Origin of the sequence: Butyrivibrio sp. NC3005, assembly GCF_000424545.1 — a bacterium.
GTDB lineage: Bacteria > Bacillota > Clostridia > Lachnospirales > Lachnospiraceae > Butyrivibrio.
On record NZ_KE384208.1, the window covers coordinates 1 to 21108 of the forward strand.

Annotated in this window: 16 protein-coding genes; 14 read left to right on the forward strand and 2 right to left on the reverse strand. The window is 34.7% G+C overall.

Features of this window, described 5'->3' with window-relative positions; translation table 11 throughout:
• Window positions 1-90: 90 nt before the first annotated feature.
• Complete coding sequence (locus G634_RS0116585) at window positions 91-1068, reverse strand: tRNA dihydrouridine synthase (RefSeq protein WP_026506206.1); 978 nt, start codon at window positions 1066-1068, stop codon at window positions 91-93.
• Between the two features lie 306 nt (window positions 1069-1374).
• On the opposite strand from G634_RS0116585, the gene mgtE reads away from it, so the two are divergent.
• The 13 genes from mgtE to G634_RS0116650 all read left to right on the forward strand — a co-directional run bounded on the left by mgtE (window position 1375) and on the right by G634_RS0116650 (window position 18303).
• Entirely contained in the window at window positions 1375-2724 is a 1350-nt protein-coding gene (mgtE, locus tag G634_RS0116590) for a magnesium transporter (RefSeq protein WP_026506207.1), read from the forward strand.
• A 171-nt stretch (window positions 2725-2895) separates the two neighbouring features.
• Window positions 2896-3147, forward strand: a complete 252-nt coding sequence (locus G634_RS19800) for a DUF6465 family protein (RefSeq protein WP_051234213.1) — start codon at window positions 2896-2898, stop codon at window positions 3145-3147.
• A 213-nt stretch (window positions 3148-3360) separates the two neighbouring features.
• Window positions 3361-5967: a glycoside hydrolase family 2 protein gene (locus G634_RS0116600; protein ID WP_026506208.1), complete on the forward strand. Its 2607-nt coding sequence runs from the start codon at window positions 3361-3363 to the stop codon at window positions 5965-5967.
• A gap of 40 nt (window positions 5968-6007) precedes the next feature.
• Window positions 6008-7486, forward strand: a complete 1479-nt coding sequence (locus G634_RS0116605) for a DUF6937 domain-containing protein (RefSeq protein ID WP_026506209.1) — start codon at window positions 6008-6010, stop codon at window positions 7484-7486.
• A 207-nt stretch (window positions 7487-7693) separates the two neighbouring features.
• The gene (locus G634_RS0116610; protein ID WP_026506210.1) at window positions 7694-8923 is read left to right on the forward strand and encodes a BMP family ABC transporter substrate-binding protein; all 1230 of its coding nucleotides are present in this window, start codon (window positions 7694-7696) and stop codon (window positions 8921-8923) included.
• Between the two features lie 74 nt (window positions 8924-8997).
• The gene (locus G634_RS0116615) at window positions 8998-10530 is read left to right on the forward strand and encodes an ABC transporter ATP-binding protein (protein WP_026506211.1); all 1533 of its coding nucleotides are present in this window, start codon (window positions 8998-9000) and stop codon (window positions 10528-10530) included.
• The gene (locus G634_RS0116620; protein WP_026506212.1) at window positions 10527-11633 is read left to right on the forward strand and encodes an ABC transporter permease; all 1107 of its coding nucleotides are present in this window, start codon (window positions 10527-10529) and stop codon (window positions 11631-11633) included. The genes G634_RS0116615 and G634_RS0116620 overlap by 4 nt, the downstream gene beginning before the upstream one ends.
• 16 nt (window positions 11634-11649) lie before the next feature.
• Window positions 11650-12645, forward strand: a complete 996-nt coding sequence (locus G634_RS0116625) for an ABC transporter permease (RefSeq protein ID WP_026506213.1) — start codon at window positions 11650-11652, stop codon at window positions 12643-12645.
• Window positions 12645-13289 (forward strand): TetR/AcrR family transcriptional regulator, encoded by a 645-nt coding sequence (locus G634_RS0116630; RefSeq protein WP_051234215.1) that lies wholly within the window; start codon window positions 12645-12647, stop codon window positions 13287-13289. The genes G634_RS0116625 and G634_RS0116630 overlap by 1 nt, the downstream gene beginning before the upstream one ends.
• A gap of 31 nt (window positions 13290-13320) precedes the next feature.
• Entirely contained in the window at window positions 13321-13947 is a 627-nt protein-coding gene (locus G634_RS19805; RefSeq protein WP_051234217.1) for a xanthine phosphoribosyltransferase, read from the forward strand.
• Window positions 13948-14092: 145 nt separating this feature from the next.
• A complete protein-coding gene (locus G634_RS0116640) occupies window positions 14093-17200 on the forward strand; it encodes a bifunctional diguanylate cyclase/phosphodiesterase (protein WP_026506215.1) in 3108 nt (1035 codons plus the stop codon).
• Window positions 17201-17377: 177 nt separating this feature from the next.
• Window positions 17378-17584, forward strand: coding sequence for a DUF1858 domain-containing protein (locus tag G634_RS0116645; RefSeq protein WP_026506216.1), 207 nt, complete (start codon window positions 17378-17380; stop codon window positions 17582-17584).
• A 122-nt stretch (window positions 17585-17706) separates the two neighbouring features.
• Entirely contained in the window at window positions 17707-18303 is a 597-nt protein-coding gene (locus G634_RS0116650; protein WP_026506217.1) for a hypothetical protein, read from the forward strand.
• A 125-nt stretch (window positions 18304-18428) separates the two neighbouring features.
• On the opposite strand, the gene G634_RS0116655 is transcribed toward G634_RS0116650, so the two are convergent.
• Window positions 18429-19106, reverse strand: coding sequence for a Crp/Fnr family transcriptional regulator (locus G634_RS0116655; RefSeq protein WP_035800609.1), 678 nt, complete (start codon window positions 19104-19106; stop codon window positions 18429-18431).
• A 203-nt stretch (window positions 19107-19309) separates the two neighbouring features.
• On the opposite strand from G634_RS0116655, the gene hcp reads away from it, so the two are divergent.
• Window positions 19310-20953, forward strand: coding sequence for a hydroxylamine reductase (gene hcp, locus G634_RS0116660; protein WP_026506219.1), 1644 nt, complete (start codon window positions 19310-19312; stop codon window positions 20951-20953).
• Window positions 20954-21108: the final 155 nt, after the last annotated feature.

Consider the following 21108-nt stretch of genomic DNA (forward strand, 5'->3'; position numbering starts at 1 on the left):
AGTTTCGTGAGAACAAAAGTCAAGTGGCAAACTGGTCATTAAAAGGGCTACGCCATGGACCAGTTTGTTGCTTGTATTTTTTTCTTGTTATTAGATAAGTGTACAGTTGTTTTCCAACATTCTTGCTGCAGATTCGTATTCTGCAAATGATTTTGATTTGAGAATTGCTTTTATGTATTTATCAGAAGATTCAAATGATGTACTCATATAAGACCAAAGTTCCTTCATTTTAAAGAGTACGTTCTTTTCAGTGTCGAATTCTTTTGTGTACATATTTTCAAGTTCTTTTCTGAATGCCTTGAATTCATTTATTTGAAGCTTGTCTCCGCCTTTTATCTCTCTGGCAAGTGCTGGATTTGATACAATTCCTCTTCCGAGCATTACAGAAGATAGCTTTGGAAGATGTCCGTTTGTGGAATTAATCGCATCAGAATAGTCATTTGCAAGCTTCTCGTAATCACTAACGGTAAAGATATTTCCATTGTAACAAACAGGGCAACTTGATTTGCCTAGAGCTTTCTTAAAGGCATCCATATCAGGATACCCTTTATAGAACTGTTTTCTTACTCTTGGATGAATTGTCAGTTCTTTAAAGGGATATTTAGAGTAAAGTTCTGATATTTGCTCCATTTCTGATGCATCGTTAAAACCTATACGACTTTTAACAGAAATGTGAGAGGCATCATCGCCAAGCTCGTTAAAAATTTCATCAAAAAAAATCTCAAGTTCATCAAGATGTTTTAAAAATCCAGAACCACGTCCCTTTCCAGTAACAGTTCCGGATGGACATCCTAGATTTAAATTGACTTCTTCATATCCTAAATTTCTAAGCTTTCTATATAACCATAAAAAATCATCAGAATGATTTGTTAGAATTTGAGGAATAAGATTTATTCCTTCATTTTGAGCTCGGTCAATTTCACGTTCATCGCGCTTTTTGATACAACGTCCTGCGTATATTCCTATAAATGGAGTAAAATAAGCATCTACACCTGCGAAAAACTCATGGTGAAGTTTTCTAAAGTAAACATTTGTAATGCCTTCCATTGGCGCATAATATATGTTCATGATTATCCTTTCCTTCATAAAACTATTCGTTATAATTATCCAAAAAAAAGGAAGACTGTCAAGGAAATATATTTAAAGATTATTTTTTTATACAAATAAGACGAAAACATATTTAGAAATTAAATGTGATTTTTTTGTGAAAAAATGACACATTTTAGGAAAAATGTGATATGGTAATAAAGCTTGAAAATTATTTTTACAAAATACATGGTAAAGGAGGTGGTTTTATGGAAACACATATACAGAGTTCGGACAATCCTGCGCCCCGAGTGTGCAAACTAAAACTATATCCTAAGGAGAATTACCATGGAAACAAAGAACTATTTCGAAATTCTTCAGCACCTTGTTGAAGTTAGGAACTATTCACAACTTCGTGAGACACTCAGTGAGATGCAATACGTAGATGTTGCGCTTGTTATTGGACAGATGGAGAAAGAGGATGCTCTCTGTTTGTTTAGATTGCTACCAAAAGATATGGCAGCAGACGTATTTGCTAATCTGGACTCTGATGACCAGAGAATTATTATTGAATCCCTAAATGACCCTGAAGCTTCTAATATTATCAATAATCTTTACGTTGATGATGCTATTGATTTCTTGGAAGAGATGCCTGCAAACGTAGCAAAGAAGATGCTTGCTATTGCTAATCAGGAGACTCGTTCCCAGATTAATCATTTACTTCAGTATCCTGAAGACTCTGCTGGTTCTGTAATGACGGTAGAGTATATTGATTTGAAACAGGATATGACAATTGCTCAGGCAATTGAAAAAATTCGTAGAATAGGTCTTGATTCTGAGACTGTTAATATTTGTTATGTACTTGACTCTAAAAGAGTATTGGTTGGAACAGTAGCACTTAGATATCTGCTTCTTCTTGATTCTGATGCTGTTATTGGTGAAGTGATGAATGATAATGTAATATCTATCAATACACTTGATGATCAGGAAGTTGCCGCTAAAACTTTGAAAAAGTATGACTTTACAGCAATGCCGGTTGTAGATGCGGAAAATAGAATGGTCGGTATCATAACCATCGATGACGTAGTAGATATTTTGGAAGAAGAGGCTACCGAAGATATTGAAAAGATGGCAGCTATTATTCCAAATGATCGACCATATTTAAAGACCGGTATTTTTGAAACATATAAAAAGAGAATGCCATGGCTGTTATTTCTTATGATAAGTGCAACTTTTACAGGAGCGATTATTAGTAGCTTTGAAAATGCACTTTCAAAATGTGTATTACTTACAGCATATATTCCTATGCTTATGGATACAGGAGGAAATGCTGGTTCACAGTCAAGTGTTTCTATTATTCGTGGTCTCTCACTTGATGAGATTCAATTTAAAGATTTGTTTAAATCTTTGTGGAAAGAGTTAAGAGTTGCAATTTTATGTGGAATTACTCTTTCTGGTGCAAATTTTGTTAAGCTTCTTTTGATTGACCACCTTTCAATTCAGATTGCACTTGTTGTAAGTCTTACACTTATTGTAGTTGTTGTATTCTCTAAGATTGTAGGATGTTTTCTTCCTATGGTATCTGTTAAAGTCGGACTTGATCCTGCGGTTATGGCTAGTCCTATGATTACGACAATTGTAGATGTTATTTCTCTAATCACCTACTTTGAAATTGCATCTGTTCTTTTACATTTATAAAAATATACGATAAATCCGCTATTTGGGTTGACTTTATGTTCTTAAAAACGTAAAATTTTATATTGTAAGCAGTGCTTTTACGAAAATAAGAGACGGTGATATATTTTGGGAGTTTTGTTGACGGAAATATATTACATAATTCAAGGTTTATCCAATGAGGAGGATGAGGTAATGGCTGGAAAGAAGAGCCCGGCAACTGCACCGGCAAAAAAGGCAGACGATTTACAGGCAAGTGTAGAACTTCAGTATGCAGGAAAGAGCATTTCTTATGATGATATGGTTGAAAGTGCCAGACAGTACTGGACTAAAGATTTAGGTCATAAGATTGATGAGCTTAAAAGTCTTGAGTTGTATGTAAAGCCAGAAGAAGATCGTGTTTATTATGTGGCTAACGGTAAGGAAGTTGGTTCTTCAACGCTTTAATTATCATTTTTTATTAATTTTCCCTCGGAATTATTCCGAGGGTTTTTTTTTATTCCAAAATTCTTCTATATTCAACTGTTAACGGTTACTTTTAACAATTTTTGGAAACGATATTTGTTAAAATAGTTTCTTGTAAGTTCTCTTTAAAATGATAAAATGATATTAAACGGAAACGAAAAAATGAGAATAAGTTTCCTGCGAGCGAGGTATAGCATGAATCTTCATATTCCCTTTAATGATGCATGGTCTTTTGCAAAAGAAAAAAGCACCTTGTTTGAAACAGTGCGCATACCACATACTGTTTCAAATACAAGTCTGAATTATTTTGATGAGTCTGTCTATCAGAATAGATGTATCTATAAGAAAAAATTCATAGCAGGTAATCAATGGAAGAATTCAAGGGTTTTTCTTGTTTTTGGTGCCGTAGCTCATGTTGCTATAGTCTATTTAAATGGGCGTCAACTTGTGAAACATTCAAATGGATATACATCTTTTTCAGTAGAATTGACAGATGAATTAGAGTTTGGATGCGAAAATGAAATAATAGTTCAGGTTTCAGGTACCGAAGAAGATAATGTTCCGCCTTTTGGACATGTAGTTGATTATATGACCTATTGCGGAATTTACAGACCTGTTTCACTTGATATTAAGCCAAGGACATTTATTGATGATATTTTTGTGAGTGCGAAATTAAATGAAATTTTTTTTGATGCTCATAATCCTGAGAAATGTAAGCAAGAGGCAATCCTAAATATAGATTATAAAATATCAGATTTAGAGGGGAAAAACAGCAAGAATTTAAAGTTTTCTATGTGTCGGTATACCTCAAAAGATTTGGCAGAATCTCTTTATGGTAAAGAAAAAGCTGCTTTTAATCCGGATTTATTAACTGATGAGAAAATATACGAAAAAGAGAATTACTCTGAGTGGGTTACACTTGGAAATACAGTTTTATCAGAAGATAAGTGTGAAGGAAGTTTTAATTGTAGGACTTTACCAGTATGTTTGTGGGATGTCACATATCCGGCTATGTACCTTTTAAAAACAGAGATTTATATAGATGGTGTAAAAATCGATGAGAAGCTAATAAGATTTGCATTCAGGAGTGCAATGTTTAAGAATAACGGTTTTTATCTAAATGGAAGGAAGTTTAAAATTCGTGGATTGAACAGGCATCAAAGTTTTCCATACGTAGGATATGCAATGCCGAAATCGATGCAGACCTTTGATGCTGAGATATTGAAAAACGAATTATTTTGTAATGCAGTAAGAACTTCGCATTATCCGCAATCACAGGATTTTATTGACAAGTGCGATGAACTAGGACTATTGGTGTTTATGGAATTTCCAGGATGGCAGTATATAGGAGATGATTCCTGGAAAGAACAGGCATTAAAGAATTTAGAGGAAATGATAGTACAGTTTAGAAATCATCCTTCTATTATTCTATGGGGAGTTAGGATAAATGAATCAATAGATTGTGATGATTTTTATAGAAAAACAAATAAACTTGCTCATAGGCTTGATATAAGCAGGCAAACTGGCGGAGTAAGAGCAAGCAAAAAGAGTCATTTGTTTGAAGACGTATATACCTATAATGATTTTTCTTATAACGGAACAAATGACGGATGTGAAAAGAAAAGTGCGGTAACGTCAGATGCTTCAAAACCGTATCTTGTAACTGAATATAATGGGCATATGTTTCCAACCAAAATTTTTGATAATGAAGACAGGAGAGTTGAACATGCAATAAGACATATAAAAGTATTGGATGCTATAGCTGGAAATACTGATATATGTGGATCATTTGGTTGGTGCATGTTTGATTATAACACTCATAAAGATTTCGGCTCCGGTGATAGAATCTGTTATCACGGAGTAATGGATATGTATAGAAATGCTAAAAAAGCAGCGGCAAGTTATGCGATGCAGCAAGATGAGATACCTTTTCTTGAAATAAGCTCAAATATGGATATCGGAGAGCATAGTGAATGTATTAGAGGATGCGTGTGGATTTTTTCTAATGCAGATAAAGTCAGGTTCTACAAAAATGATATTTTTATTCATGAATATGACATGAAAAAAGATACTCCATTTAAAAATATTTTGCATGGTCCTGTGCCTATTAATGATTATATTGGTAATCAGATTGAAAAAAATGAGCCATATGGAAAAAGACAAGCTTCTGACATTAAGGATGTGTTAAATTGCGCAGGCAGATTTGGAATGGGGCACATGACCAAAAGTGCAATGCTCAAAGCAGCAAAGCTTATTGCAGTAAATAGAATGAAATTTGAAGATGCGCTTATTTTGTATAACAAATATATAGGCGATTGGGGAGGAAAATCTACTGTTTTTCGTTTTGAAGCTATAAAAGACCAAAAGATAGTAAAGACTGTTATTAAAGCACCTGGAAAAACTATTCATCTTCATACAAAAGTAGATCATACAAAACTTAGAGAAGAACCTTCTTTTATAAGAAAAATGAATGAAAACGGGATATATGAAATTAATGATGAAGATAAAAAACTCTTTAAGTATTCATTCAGAGAATATGGAGATGGGGCGCTTACTTTTGATGTAGCAGAAGTCAGGATAGTGGCAAGAGATGAAAATGGAAATGATACACCATTTCTCATGGAACCTGTTCTTTTCGAAACGCAAGGTCCAATTGAAATAATAGGGCCTAAAATGAGTGTATTAAGAGGCGGAGTTGGAGCGTGCTATGTTAGAACTACAGGAGACAGAGGCAACGCCAAACTCATCATTCATTCAGAAATTGAAAATAAAGAAATAGATTTTGAAGTAACAAACAGATGAATTATATAACTTGTGTACCAAGTATTTTGGGAGGTATTTCATGAAGGATAAAGCAAAGGTTATTTTCGGAAATGTGATTCCTGATAAGATTTACAAAAAAGCCTGCAAAGCAAAGAAAAAGAATATGAAAAAGTACGGAGATGACACAGATAAGTCTTATGAGGTAAAGATTATTGACAATCCGTATATTGGAAAAAGTCTAGGTGTATCAGATATTAGAGTTGCAGAAGGAAAAGGCAACGAAGATTTTGATATGGAAAAGGGCATTATTGTTGGAAATATAAGAATGGGTTTTGGACATTATAGAATATCTATGGCTATGGCATCTTGTGCACAACATCTTGGATATAAGCCTTATTGGTTTGACCTTAACTCTTTTCCACAGACAACTTGTACTAAGCTAATAAGCGGTCAGAATGAACTGTATTCACTTGGATCAAGACTGTCTAAAAATCCGGTTTTTAATAAGCTTGTCTGGGAACCTGTAAACTACGAGCTTTTTAGAAAACTGTCCTATAATTGCGCAGATCAGAAAAATGCAGAAATTATGGCACCTGTATATAAAAATATTCCAAAAGATATTCCGGTTATTGCAACTCATGTATGGCCAGCGCAGGCTGCAATACATGCTGGAATGAAATATGTGGTTAATGCTATTCCTGATAACTGGCCAATGGCGCTTCACTTATCAGAAGGAAGCATTCATACTATTCAGACACATATGTCTTACCATGGGTATAGAGTGTTAAATGGAATGAATGGGAAAAAAGTCTGCAATTCAATGAATGGAAATGACCTTGTTTATACAGGTCACTATATTGATTATGAGCTTGTTGATGGAATTGAAAAAGACTGCGGACAGCGAATAGACAGAAAGAAAAACGGTAAGCCGATGAGATTTCTTCTTACAATAGGAGGGGCTGGTGCGCAGAAAGAATTGTTTGCAGGCATAATAAGACATTTAATTCCCGAGATTCGCAATAAAAGAGCAGTATTGTATGTGAATGTAGGGGATTATAAAAATGTCTGGGATGAACTATGCAGCGAAATAGAAGGAATGAAAGAACTAGCAGCTTCACATATGGATAATTGGGAAGATTCAACTGAATTTGCTCGAAAAGCACTTGATCCTTCTTACGAAATAAATGGAATACATGGCTTTTGGCACAAAAATATTTTCGAAGCCGTCTACATTACAAATCTTCTTATGAGAAGCTGTGATGTACTCGTCACAAAGCCTTCTGAACTTTCATTTTATCCTGTTCCTAAACTTTTTATAAGACGAGTGGGAAAACATGAGATGTGGGGGGCAATTCATTCTGCAGAAATAGGCGATGGTACGCTTGAATGCAGAGATTTACCACATATAAATCAGATGATAGATTTGTTCATGGAAGATGACAATTATCTTATAGATATGTGCGAAAATATTAAAAGGAATAAATCTATAGGAATATATGATGGTGCTTTAAATGTTGTTAAAATAGCAATGAATATGAAGGAAAAGAAGCTTAATTAAAGGTTATTGCGTGATTGTGAAAACAGTCACGCAATTTTTTTGAATAAGCGTTCAAAAAAATGTTGACAAACCTGTCACTAATCATTATATTGAATGGGTGGTCAAAAACATGAATCCTTTTTCTAAAAGCAAAGGATATTTTGCTACTGACTGTTAGATACGTTAAGTTAGCATATGTTTTGTGAACCGTAATCATAGGAGGATTTTATGAAAAGAAAATTTTTGTCTATCGCTCTTGCTTTAACAACAGCACTTACTCTTTGTGCATGTCAGTCTTCAGATAACAAGGCTGATTCCAACAAAACAGAGGGTACAAAGACAGAAGGTCTTACAGCGCAGAATGTTAAGATTGGTGTCATTTACATCGGTGATGAGAATGAAGGTTATACAGCTGCACATATGGCTGGTATCGATGAAATGCAGAAAGAGCTCGGTGTAACTGATGCTCAGGTAATTGAGAAAACTCTTATTCCTGAAGATGAGTCATGTACTGATGCAGCAGAAGATCTTGCAGATCAGGGATGTAACATTATATTTGCAACATCATTTGGTCATGAGTCATATCTTATGCAGGTTGCAGCTAAATATCCTGATATTCAGTTTTGTCATGCAACAGGATATCAGGCAGCAAGTTCAGGACTTTCCAATTTCCATAACTATTTTGATAATATTTATGAAGCTCGTTATGTTTCTGGAGTAGTGGCAGGTTTGAAACTTAATGAGATGATTGCTAAAGGTTCTATTACAAAGGATCAGGCAAAGGTTGGTTATGTTGGAGCTTTCCCTTATGCTGAAGTTATTTCTGGTTTTACATCATTCTTCCTTGGTGTTCAGAGCCAGTGTCCTACAGCTACAATGGAAGTTCAGTATACTAACAGTTGGGCTAACATGACAGCAGAAGGAGAGGTTGCTACGCAGCTTATCGCTGACGGATGCGTTCTTATCAGCCAGCATGCAGATACAACAGGAGCTCCTACAGCATGTGAGAATGCCGGTGTTCCTTGCGTTGGTTACAATGTTGATATGACAAGCGTTGCTCCTAAGTCTGCTCTTACATCTGCTACTAATAACTGGGGTGTATATTACAAATATGCAGTTGACAGTGTAATTAAGGGTACACAGATGCCTACAGATTGGACAGCTGGTTATAACCAGAAGGCAGTAGCTATTACAGCACTTAATGAAGAAACTGTTCCAGCAGATGCAAAGGATAAGGTTGCTGAGGTTGAGAAACAGCTTGCAGACGGTTCTCTTCATGTATTTGATACATCCAAGTTCAAGGTAGGCGGAAAGAGTCTTGAGGAGAAGATTGCAGAAGATAAGGATTATGCAAAGTATTCTGACTATGTAAAGGATGGATATTTCCATGAGTCAGAGATTGCTTCAGCTCCTGCATTCGATATCATTATCGATAATATTACAGCAAAGGCTCAGTAAGCGTTAGATTTAAAATAATAGTAATGACAAAACGGGGCTGTCATGACAGCCCTGTTTTTAATCAGAGGTGTTTAATGAGTACAAATGCAATTGAACTTAGAGGTGTAACCAAAAGATTTGGAAGCGTTATCGCAAATGACCATGTTAATTTAACTTTAGAAAAAGGTGAAATTTTATCTATCCTGGGAGAAAATGGAAGTGGTAAGACTACACTTATGAATATGCTCTCGGGTATTTATTTTCCGGATGAAGGTCAGATTCTTATAGATGGAAAAGAAGTTGCTATTAGAGGACCAAAAGATGCTTTCCAGCTTGGAATAGGGATGATTCACCAGCATTTTAAACTTATAAATGTGTTGACAGCAGCTCAGAATATTATATTGGGACTTTCCGGTAAATCACGACTTGATATGAAAAAAGTCAACAAAGATGTAAGTAATCTTGTGGAAAAATATGGATTTGACCTTAATCCAGAAGAAAAAATCTATAACATGTCTGTATCTCAAAAGCAGACTGTTGAAATTGTCAAAGTTTTGTATCGTGGCGCAGATATCCTTATTTTGGATGAGCCTACAGCAGTTCTTACACCGCAGGAAACAGAAAAGCTTTTCGCAGTACTTCGCAAAATGAAAGAGGCTGGAAAGTCTATTATCATCATCACTCATAAGCTTAATGAGGTTTTGGAGATTTCTGACAGAGTAGCTGTTCTTAGAAAAGGCAGCAGCATAGGCGTAGTAAAGACAAGTGAAGCAAGCGTTGAATCTCTTACCGAGATGATGGTTGGTGAGAAAGTTGATTTGGATATTCAGAGAAGTAAGCCAAAATCTCCTGAAAAGAGAATTGAACTTAGAGGTGTTAATGTTCGCAACATTGAAGGACAAGACGTACTTAAAGATATTTCTTTTGTCGCAAACTCAGGAGAAATCCTTGGTATTGCAGGTATATCAGGAAATGGACAAAAAGAGCTTTTAGAATCAATTGGTGGTCTTATACCTATTGAATCTGGAGAAATTCTTTATTATCCACCGAACGATGCTCCTGTAGAAAAACTTTCAGAAAAAACTGTTCAAGAGATTCAGAAACTAAAAATAAGTCTTTCTTTTGTTCCGGAAGACAGACTTGGAATGGGACTTGTTGGTTCAATGAATCTTACTGATAACATGATGATTAGAAGTTATAGAGGTGGCAGGAGATTTTTTGCAGATCGTAAGTCACCAAAGCTTCTAGCAGAGCATATTGTGGCAAAATTGGAAGTGGCAACACCAGATGTTAATACTCCGGTCAGAAGGCTTTCTGGTGGAAATGTTCAGAAAATATTAGTAGGTAGAGAAATAGCTACCAGACCGAATGTGCTTATGGTGGCATATCCTGTAAGAGGTCTTGATATCAATTCTTCATATACTATTTATAATTTGCTGAATGAGCAGAAAGAAAAAGGTGTAGCAGTTATGTGCGTAGGAGAAGACTTGGATGTTCTTCTTCAACTGTGTGATAGAATTCTGGTGTTATGTGAAGGAAAAATCAGCGGAATCGTTGATGCTAATAAATCCAGTAAAGAAGAACTAGGAATGCTCATGACAGGTGGAAGAAAGGTATCTTCAAAATGAATGAAAAGGCAGTTAATATAAAAAAAGAAAAATACATTCGTCATATTGTTAAAAGAGATGTGATTTCTAAAAAGAAAGCATGGTTTATAAGACTTATAGCAGTAGTACTGTCACTTTTGGTTAGTGCTGTTGTTATAGTAGGCATTACAAAAGAAAATCCTCTTTCAGTTTATGGTGGAATTATAAATGGTGCAGTTGGAACTAATCATAGATTATGGACGACAGTAAGAGAAATAGTTGTTTTATTGCTTATTGCAGTTGGACTTGTACCGGCGTTTAAGATGAGATTTTGGAATCTTGGAGCTGAAGGCCAGATTCTTATAGGAGCAGTTGCGTCTGCTGCACTTATGATTTATGGAAAAAGTATTCCGGCACCTCTTCTTCTTACACTTATTATTGTATGTAGTATGCTTGCAGGAATGTTGTGGGGACTTTTGCCGGGAATCTTCAAGGCTATATACAACACTAACGAGTCTCTTTTTACATTGATGCTAAATTATGTTGCAATGCAGATAGTAACTTTCTGTATTGTATTTTGGGAGAATCCTTCGGGTTCTAACTCTGTAGGCATTATCAACGCAGCTACGAGAGCGGGATGGTTTCCCAGAGCATTTGGCAATGAGTATTTTATGAATATAGTAATCGTAGTAGTAATTACAGTTGCAATTTCGGTATATATGCGCTATTCAAAACAGGGATATGAAATTGCAGTAGTTGGCGAAAGCCAGAACACAGCAAGATATGCCGGGATTGATGTAAAAAAAGTAATGATTCGTACTATGATGATTTCAAGTGCTATATGTGGTCTAGCAGGAGCGGTAATAGTCAGCGGCGCAAGTCATACTATTTCAACCAGTACTGCTGGTGGAAGAGGATTTACAGCAATTATTGTTGCATGGATGGCTAATATGAATCCATTGGGAATGCTACTTGTTTCAACTTTCCTTGTATTTATGCAGCAAGGCTCAATACAGATTGCATCACAATATGGTCTAAACGAAAATGCATCAGATATTATTACTGGTATTCTTATTTTCTTCCTTATAGGGTGCGAATTTTTCATTCATTACAGAATTGAAAAAACTAAGATGGAAGAAATGTAAAATAAAGGAGATATTTATGAATTTGCTTCTGACTTTCATAGTGGCTGCAATCGGTCAGGCAGTTCCGCTTTTATATGGAGCAAGCGGAGAAATAGTGACTGAAAAATCCGGAAATCTAAATCTGGGCATCCCGGGAATTATGTATATGGGTGGTATTTCAGGACTTATGGGAGCTTTCTTTTATGAAAAGAGCGCAATAAGTGCCGGAAATGAGCCTAATGCGTTAATAGGGGTTTTGTGTGCCTTGATTGGATGTCTTGCTGCAAGTTTTTTAGGTGGCCTTATATATAGTTTTTTGACAATATCCCTTCGTTCAAATCAGAATGTTGTGGGCCTTGCACTTACAACTTTTGGTGTGGGATTTGGAAACTTTTTTGGCGGATCTATTTCTAAGATTGCAGGTGGTGTTGGACAGATTTCTGTTAAGAAGACAGCCTCTTTTTATCAGACTTTTTTCCCTGAAACTATGAAAAAAATCCCAATTTTAGGAAAAATTATATTTTCCTATGGATTTCTAACCTATTTATCTATTATAATAGCGGTTATTGCTACATGGTATCTTACCAAAACAAGAAAAGGTTTAAATTTAATTGCAGTAGGTGAAGATCCTGCTGTTGCAGATGCAGCGGGTATAAATGTAACAAAATATAAATATGGTTCAACTCTTTTAGGAGCCATGATTGCAGGACTAGGCGGTTTATATTTTGTAATGGAATATTTAGGTGGTACCTGGTCTAACAATGGATTCGGAGATAGAGGATGGCTTGCAATTGCACTTGTAATACTTGCACTGTGGAATCCGGTTAACGCTATTTGGGGTTCACTTGTATTTGGTGCGTTATATGTTCTCTATATCTATTTACCTGGCCAGACCCGTGCCAGCTCAGAGCTTGTCAAAATGCTTCCATATGTCGTTACTATAATAGTACTCATTATGACCAGTAAACGTAACAAGCCAGAGAATCAGCCGCCAAAGAGTTTGGGCCGTGCATATTTCAGAGAGGATCGCTAATGAAAGAAAAAAAGGATTTGGAAATTGAAAGAATTGTAGTAGATACTTCAAAGAGCGAAAAAGATAAAAAAGGTGATGAGAAGATTCTTGATGCTACACTAAGAGTTATTGAATCTCATACAATAAGTGGTACTCGTATAAGTCTTATTGCTCAGGAAGCAGATATGCTTCAGTCAAATGTTTTGTATTACTACAAGAATAAGGAAGAAATTCTTGTTGCACTTCAAAAACGTATTTTGGAAATCTTTCCTAAGAATAGAATGGAATTAATGGAAAATGCCAAAGATAGTCTTGAAGCTAAGTTGTATGCTTTTGCTGAAAATGAAATTAATCTTTTGGAGCAGTATCCAGAATACAATCATGCTGAGATGGATTTTTGGGTACAGAGCCGAATTGATGAGGCAACAAGAGAAAGATTTGCAGAGTCATATGAACTTTGGAGAGCTAATATTAGAGATATTTTGAAAGAATATTGTCAGGATATTCCGGAGGAAATGCTGGAAATATTGCCGGCACAGTACGTATCAATGCTAGAAGGATGTACAATACAGTATTTAATTGATCCTAAATCAATTGATCTTCGCAAATATTTCAAGACAAGTACAGATATTTTGCTTAGTGCGTTAAAACCGTACACAAAATAAGTTTAGTATATATGTTAAGGTGGAGGAAGATATGTTAGAAACACTTAATTTCTTGGAGGAACGTATTGAACAGGATGGTCAGGTAAGAGCAGGTAATATACTTAAAGTTGATAGCTTTTTGAATCACCAACTTGATGTAGTACTTCTTGATCAGATTGGCAAAACTTTTTATGAAAAGTATAAAAATCAGAATATTACACGCGTTCTTACTGTAGAAGCATCAGGAATTGCTATAGCATGCATGACAGCGCAGTACTTCGGAGTGCCTGTAGTATTTGCAAAGAAAGCAAAGAGCAAGAATCTGGATGGAGATTTATATGTTTCTACCGTACATTCCTTTACTTATGATAGAGATTATGAAGTTACTCTTTCTAAGAAGTTTTTAAGCAATAAGGACAAGGTACTTCTTGTAGACGATTTTCTTGCTGTAGGCAAGGCTATGAATGGCCTTCTTGATATTTGCAATCAAGCAGGTGCTACAGTTGCAGGAATTGGTATTGCAATAGAAAAAGGCTTTCAGGGCGGTGGAGACAAGCTTAGAAGCGAAGGAAAGTCTGTAACAAGTATTGCGATTATTGATGAAATGACTGAAGATGGTATAAAATTCCGTAAGCAAGAAGATTTAATCATTCCAACTTTTTATGAAAAAGTAATATAAAAATAACGCAATTGTGATATAATAATAAAGACTACATTAATTTATTATTTGATTTTGCTCAGATAATGTTTTTTCTTTTTCGTGGTCGGGCGCATTTGAATTTATTTAATACATATGTGAAACCTAAAAACAAAGAGGTTAGTCTATGGGAAGTAGATTCGAACAAGACGATGAAAATCAGCTAATGGGTCTTTTAAGTTATTCTAGTTTTTGCATTAAGGCAGAAGAATATCTACAACGATGTGATGATGTTCGTAAATTCGCCTATGTCTATTTTAATATCGAGAATTTTAAAAACTATAACGAAAGATATGGTATTGAAGCGGCAAATGATTGTATTCGTATAATAGGTCAGACTATCAGCGCTATTTTCGAAGATAGTCTGTCTGCTTATATGGGTATAGATCATTTTTGTTCGCTTGCTTCCACCAAAGATATTGAAGAAAGAGTTGTAAAAGTCTGTGAAGAATTAAGACCATTTAGACGTGATACTCACATGCAGATGCGTGCGGGTATTTATGTTATAGATGAAAGTAATCTGCTCCCTCCTAACATATCTGTTGATAGAGCAAAAATGGCATGTGACAGCATTCGAAATCAGTACGATGGAATGTTTTGCTATTATGATGAAAGACTTAGCACACTTTATCAAAAAGAACGATTCGTTATAGAGAGTTTTGAAGAAGCAGTAGAAAAAGACTATATTACTGTATGGTATCAGCCTATAATGCGCACATTGACAGAGGAAATATGCGGTTATGAGGCTCTTTCACGATGGATTGATCCAAAACATGGTATTATTTCTCCAATAGAGTACATTCCGGTACTTGAAAAATATCATCTTATTTATCAGCTTGATCTAAAAATATTAGAATGCGTCTGCAGAGATATTGTAAAGTGTTCCAAAGGCAAAGATATTAATTTGGATCAGGTATCAGTTAATCTCTCAAAACAAGATTTTCTTGCCCTAACGTTAGCAGAAGATATGGATTCTATAGTCAAAAAATATGGAGTCTCTAATGATTCGATTCATTTTGAAATAACAGAAAGTGTATTAGGTTCGGATGAAGAAGGGATTGGAAAGATAATAAATAAGTTTAGAGATTTTGGATATCAGGTCTGGATTGATGATTTTGGTTCGGGATATTCTTCTTTGAATACATTAAAGAAATTTAAATTTGATTGCTTAAAGTTAGATATGAAATTCCTTGCTGATTTTGACAACAATGAAGCGTCTGATATCATAATTCGTTCAGTGTTAAATATGGCTAAAAAGCTGGGAATGGTGACTGTGGCTGAAGGTGTGGAAAACAAAGAAGAAGTTGATTATTTAAAGAAAATTGGATGTGAGCAGATTCAGGGATTTTTCTATTCTAAACCAGTTCCACTTGAATCTTTCAATTCTATTAGATATCGTAGAGAGTCTTCCAGTATGCGAAAGTATTATAATAATGTTGGAAGAATAAATCTCCTTAGCCAGGATCCTATGGGCAGTAAAAAGAAAGCTGAAACTATTCATGGAATTCCAACGGCAATTATTGAACTTAATAAAGACTGTATTCATTATCTTAATGCAAATGACTATTATATGAAATACCTTGACTCAATCGGATTAGATAGCCTTGAAAAGGCAGAGGATTTTATAAATTACGCTCCAGGAAGTCTACGTCAAAGGTACATGAATGTTTTGCTGGCGAGTAAGGTTTCAGGAAAACCTGAGGTTCTTGATTATGTAAAAAATGGTCAGGATTGCAATTTTCAGGTTACACCAATTGCAAATTATAGGAATAAGACGGCTTTTCTTGTAATAAGTATGAATTTGTCTCATTATGGACAGATTAGAAAAGATAAGTACAAGGAAATGGCAAGACGATATATTTACTATCTCTATAATCGTGTGGATCTTCTTAATCCTGTTTCACATACTATTGAACTTATTTATATCAATACTTCACGTTATCATATGCAGCATATTCCTGCTGATAGCAGAGCTTATGCAAAAGAATTTGCAAAGCAAAATATTTTGCCAATTGATCAGGAACGTTTTCTTAAGTTTTATGATTTTACAAATATCGAAGAAAGAATAGCTAGAACAACATCTCATCATGTATCTGAGTATTTTAGAACAAGAGATATAAATGGCAAGTATACATGGCAGATATATAGTGTGATGCAGATAGATTTAGAACATCAGGTTATGTACCTTTCATGCATATCAGATGTTGATATAAACAGAATAAGATTACTTCAGGGAATGGATGAGACTCTAAGCGGTATGCCTAATAATCCTATTTTCCTGTGGCTTTCGAGTAGAGCCTTGTCTAATGTTTTAGGATATGAATCTTATAACGATTTTATGGAAAATTCCTACTATTTGGAAGTAAATCTTACGCAGAATCAAATTCTTGAAATGCATTATGGAAAAACTGACATGGTTTTAGGGCGTACCTATAAAGATGAAGTAAATAATTATGATAAGGCTGTTGAGGATATAATAAATCGAACAGTTGATCTCATAGACCTTAAAAATGTGTCAGAATTTTATAATAGAGAAAAACTTATTGAAAAGTATCATAGTGGACAGGAAATAGAGTCGCTTGAGTATAGAAGTTATGTATCAGGAGAGAAAGAACCAAGATGGCTTCATAGTGCTTTTCAGATAGTAAAAAAACCAGATACTGATGAGCTTATTGTTTATTTCCTTACCTATGATATTGATGGCTATAAGAAAAAGAAGGATAGTGAAAAAAATGCAGCAGAGATAGACTCTCTAACCGGAATTTATAATCGCTATAGCGGAGTGAAGAAGATAAGAGAGTATATGCATGAAAATAGTCAAGGATGTTCACTTATCATGTTTGATCTTGATAATTTCAAGAGAATTAATGACGAGTATGGTCATCTGTGCGGTGATGAAATGCTAAAAGAATTTGCCAGAAGACTCAATGATTGTTTTTCTATGTATGGAATTGTCTGTCGAATAGGCGGGGATGAGTTTATGGGTGTAGTTAATGCCCAAAATGATATTTTTGTGAAAGAATTCCTTTCAGAACTTCTAGAAAAGCCTGTAAGTATTATGTCTGAAGGAAAAGAAATAACCTGTAACGCGTCAGCTGGATTTGCTATGCTTCCTTTAGATGGAGAAGGTTATCATGATCTTTACAAAAAAGCTGACATTTCACTATATCAGGCAAAAATGCTTGGTAAGAACTGTTTTTGCAGATATGAAAAAAAGTTTGAGCAACGAGAGTAAGTGAATATGATAGATACTTAATATATACATCATGAAAAAACTTACCACCGACAGCAAAAAATGTATATGAAATAACTGTTGCAATAGCAACAAACCATTTGTGAAAATCAGAATATTATAGTAACATAGATACGGATGAATAATATTTAAATTTTTACAATTGGAGGTTTCATAGAAATGGAAAATAAGGTTACAAAAGAAATGCTCATCGGTGAGCTTGTTTCAAAATATCCTGAAGCAGTAGATTTTCTTTATGATGTTGGAATGCATTGCATTGGATGCCCATCATCTCAGATGGAGTCTATCGCAGAGGCTGCAATGGTTCATGGCCTTGATGGAGATATGATTGTTGATGCACTTAATGAGAAACTTGCAGAGGCATAATTAAAAATTAAAAAGAGTTTTTAACGTGATTTGATTATAAAACTAAAAATAGATTCCGTATTTTTTATTCTTGGTAAAAAATTCGGAATCTATTTTTATTTGTAAAAAAATGGAGGTAAATAATGAGTGCATTTTTGGGACCAATACACTTTTGGTTGTATAAAAAAATCCTTTTTCAGGAAAATCTGATTAAAAAACTTGTTGAAACAGCTAAGAATAACGGCTGGGATGTTAACGGTGATATGTATATTCGTTATGTAAATGAAGATAGGCGAGCACTTGAAGAACTTATAGATCAGGATAATATTCATGGATGGCTTCAAAATAGAATAAACGATGCAGAAGAAAGATACGCTTTTTTACTTGCTGAAATTTTAAGAGCAGATGAAACAAGGCTTTCATTATTGAAAGAGACTGCTTTTGAATTTGGAAAAGAACATAAGGCAGGTAAAGTGGATGCGACAGCTGCATATCAGGTTTTCGATGATCTTTTATTAAATGGAATGCCTTGTGACAGAGTAAATGTTGTTACTTCTCAGACTGCATATAGTTTAGAATGGGAGCAAACTCAAAATATTCATAAATTGTATTTGGATGAAGCTTGTCTTGACGAAAAAATATATGAAGACCTTAGACTTTCTATTATGAACGGAGTATTAATAGATAATGATTTGGAAGTTGTTAAGAAGAGAGAAGGGATATTTGAGATAAGAAAGTAAGCAGATAAAAGTTAAATAACTAAACGTAACAGATGTTATAATAATATAAACCACTAAACATACATAAAAAGGAATGGAACAACAATTGAGGCAAGAGGTAACTCCTTGACTGTTGTTCCATTCCTTTATTTTTTTATAGTAAAGGTATTTTTATCAAAATCAATAATACCTTCCTGCTGCATTTTAGAAAGTTCTCTGGTCATAGCGCTTCTGTTAACTCCAAGATATTCTGCCATTTGACTTCTATTAGTAGGAACTGTAATATACCTGCTTCGCTGATTTTGAGCTATTAGAGAAAGGTAAGCAAGAATTTTTTCTCTTATCGTTGGCTTAGAACAAATTTCAATTTTATTAATTAGACTAACACTTTTTTGGCCTAGAAGATTAAACATGTTCTGGGTAAGTCTTGCGTGGAAAGAACAGTTCTTCGGACAGACATGGATAATGTTGGAAGCAGGTAAAAATAAAACTTCGACTTTTGTTGATGCAATGAAAGTGACAGCTGAATTAGAGGATTTTTGTACAGCGAAGTTTTCTCCAAAAAGCTCTCCTTTATTCATATAGGTCAAAAGGGTTTGTTTGCCCCAAATATCTTCTTTTATCATGTTAACAATTCCAGATAGTACTATGCCTATATACTGAACCTTTTCCTGCTCTAAGATTATTATTTCGCCCTTTGAAAAAGAATGATTATATCCCTTCATGCAATATAATAACTGATTCAGTTCTTCTTCTTTTATACCGTCAAAAAGAGGTATTTGCTCATAAGGAATTAAATTTGCACAAATATCAGTCTTTTTCATCAGCGTACTCCTATAAAATAATGTTTACTAGTAAACAATAACATGGCAGTGTTGCAAATGCAACATTAAAAATGCTTCTTTTGGATATACTAATCTTATGATTTGGAATTTGTAAATGACAAAGTCATAGACGATTACATTAATCAGTAGATGAAATAATAATGTTTGATGTAAAACTAAATTGTTGTAAATGGAGGTTATTTATGGACTGCAAGATGTTTTGTTATCAATGTCAGGAAACAGCAAAAGGAACAGGATGCACTGTGGCAGGTGTGTGCGGAAAGAAAGCAGAAGTTGCAAAAATGCAGGATCTTCTTATTTATGTTACTAAAGGACTTAGTGTTGTTACAACAAAGTTAAGAGAAGACGGTGTTGAGATTTCTAGAGAGGTTAACCATCTTATAAGCGTAAATCTTTTTTCTACAATAACAAATGCAAACTTTGATTTTGAAGATCTCGAAGCAAAAGTCGAAGAAACCCTTAATGCTAAGGAACAGCTTTTGAAAAAAATTGAAAATAAAGATACACTTCCAGATTGTGCATTATGGAATGGAAGAAAAGATCAGTACCTCACCAAGGCAGCACTTGTAGGTGTTCTTTCAACAAAAGATGAGGATATAAGATCACTTAGAGAACTGATTACATATGGGCTTAAAGGACTTGCTGCATATAGCAAACATGCTAATGCTTTATTAAAAGATGATGAAGATGTTGATGCTTTTTTGCAAAGGACACTTTCACTTACTACAAATGATTCTTTGACTGTAGATGATTACATTGCGCTTAGCCTTGAAACAGGAAAGTACGGGGTTAAGGGAATGGAACTTCTTGATAAAGCTAATACTACGGCTTATGGCAATCCAGAAATAACAACAGTTGATATAGGTGTTCGCAATAATCCAGGTATCCTTATCTCAGGACATGACCTTAAGGATTTAGAAATGCTGCTTGAACAGACAAAGGGAAGCGGCGTAGATGTGTATACTCATTCTGAAATGCTTCCTGCTCATTACTATCCTTTCTTTAAAAAGTATGATAATTTTGCAGGAAATTATGGTAACGCATGGTGGAAGCAAAAAGAGGAATTCGAAAGTTTTAATGGTCCGATTTTGATGACAACAAACTGCATTGTACCTCCATCAGAAAGTTATAAAGACAGACTTTTTACAACCGGTGCAGCAGGTTATCCAGGTTGCAGACACATTGATGGACAATATGGTGAAACAAAAGATTTTTCTTCAATTATAGAAATGGCAAAGAAATGCCTTCCTCCTACTGAAATTGAAAAAGGAAGTATCGTGGGTGGATTTGCTCATGAACAAGTGTTTGCTCTATCGGATAAAATAGTAGAAGCTGTAAAGAGTGGAAAGATAAAGAAGTTCGTAGTAATGGCTGGGTGCGATGGAAGACAAAAGTCTCGTGATTATTACACAGAATTTGCCAGAAAAATTCCGAAAGACACGGTTATACTTACTGCCGGATGTGCAAAATATAAGTATAATAAGCTGGGCCTTGGAGATATTGATGGAATACCAAGAGTGCTGGATGCGGGACAGTGCAACGATTCATACTCACTTGCACTAATTGCATTAAAGCTAAAAGAAGTGTTTGGACTTATGGATGTAAATGAACTTCCAATTGTATATAATATTGCATGGTATGAACAAAAAGCTGTAATTGTACTTCTTGCACTTCTATATCTTGGAGTTAAGAATATACATCTTGGACCTACACTTCCGGCTTTCCTTTCGGAAAATGTTGCAAAAGTACTTGTTGAGAATTTTGGAATTGCTACAATAAGCGATGTTGAAAGTGATCTTGATTTGTTCTTTGGAAAAGACAGATAAAGTTCTATTATTATAATAATTTATTGGCAAGATGAGGATAGAAGTCTTCACATTTATAAGATAACAAGATAATAAATGGGACAAAAAACCAGATTGTTTGAAAATATGATAGAGCAATCTGGTTTTTTGTTATTTATTGTGCAAGGAAACGTATG

What these genes read in the sequence shown, in the direction of transcription:
- G634_RS0116655 (WP_035800609.1), bottom strand. Translation starts at nt 19,106, where the DNA reads ATGAAAAAGACTGATATTTGTGCAAATTTAATTCCTTATGAGCAAATA.
- G634_RS0116610 (WP_026506210.1), top strand. Translation starts at nt 7,694, where the DNA reads ATGAAAAGAAAATTTTTGTCTATCGCTCTTGCTTTAACAACAGCACTT.
- G634_RS19805 (WP_051234217.1), top strand. Translation starts at nt 13,321, where the DNA reads ATGTTAGAAACACTTAATTTCTTGGAGGAACGTATTGAACAGGATGGT.
- G634_RS19800 (WP_051234213.1), top strand. Translation starts at nt 2,896, where the DNA reads ATGGCTGGAAAGAAGAGCCCGGCAACTGCACCGGCAAAAAAGGCAGAC.
- G634_RS0116645 (WP_026506216.1), top strand. Translation starts at nt 17,378, where the DNA reads ATGGAAAATAAGGTTACAAAAGAAATGCTCATCGGTGAGCTTGTTTCA.
- G634_RS0116585 (WP_026506206.1), bottom strand. Translation starts at nt 1,068, where the DNA reads ATGAACATATATTATGCGCCAATGGAAGGCATTACAAATGTTTACTTT.
- G634_RS0116615 (WP_026506211.1), top strand. Translation starts at nt 8,998, where the DNA reads ATGAGTACAAATGCAATTGAACTTAGAGGTGTAACCAAAAGATTTGGA.
- G634_RS0116600 (WP_026506208.1), top strand. Translation starts at nt 3,361, where the DNA reads ATGAATCTTCATATTCCCTTTAATGATGCATGGTCTTTTGCAAAAGAA.
- mgtE (WP_026506207.1), top strand. Translation starts at nt 1,375, where the DNA reads ATGGAAACAAAGAACTATTTCGAAATTCTTCAGCACCTTGTTGAAGTT.
- G634_RS0116625 (WP_026506213.1), top strand. Translation starts at nt 11,650, where the DNA reads ATGAATTTGCTTCTGACTTTCATAGTGGCTGCAATCGGTCAGGCAGTT.
- G634_RS0116640 (WP_026506215.1), top strand. Translation starts at nt 14,093, where the DNA reads ATGGGAAGTAGATTCGAACAAGACGATGAAAATCAGCTAATGGGTCTT.
- G634_RS0116650 (WP_026506217.1), top strand. Translation starts at nt 17,707, where the DNA reads ATGAGTGCATTTTTGGGACCAATACACTTTTGGTTGTATAAAAAAATC.
- hcp (WP_026506219.1), top strand. Translation starts at nt 19,310, where the DNA reads ATGGACTGCAAGATGTTTTGTTATCAATGTCAGGAAACAGCAAAAGGA.
- G634_RS0116630 (WP_051234215.1), top strand. Translation starts at nt 12,645, where the DNA reads ATGAAAGAAAAAAAGGATTTGGAAATTGAAAGAATTGTAGTAGATACT.
- G634_RS0116605 (WP_026506209.1), top strand. Translation starts at nt 6,008, where the DNA reads ATGAAGGATAAAGCAAAGGTTATTTTCGGAAATGTGATTCCTGATAAG.
- G634_RS0116620 (WP_026506212.1), top strand. Translation starts at nt 10,527, where the DNA reads ATGAATGAAAAGGCAGTTAATATAAAAAAAGAAAAATACATTCGTCAT.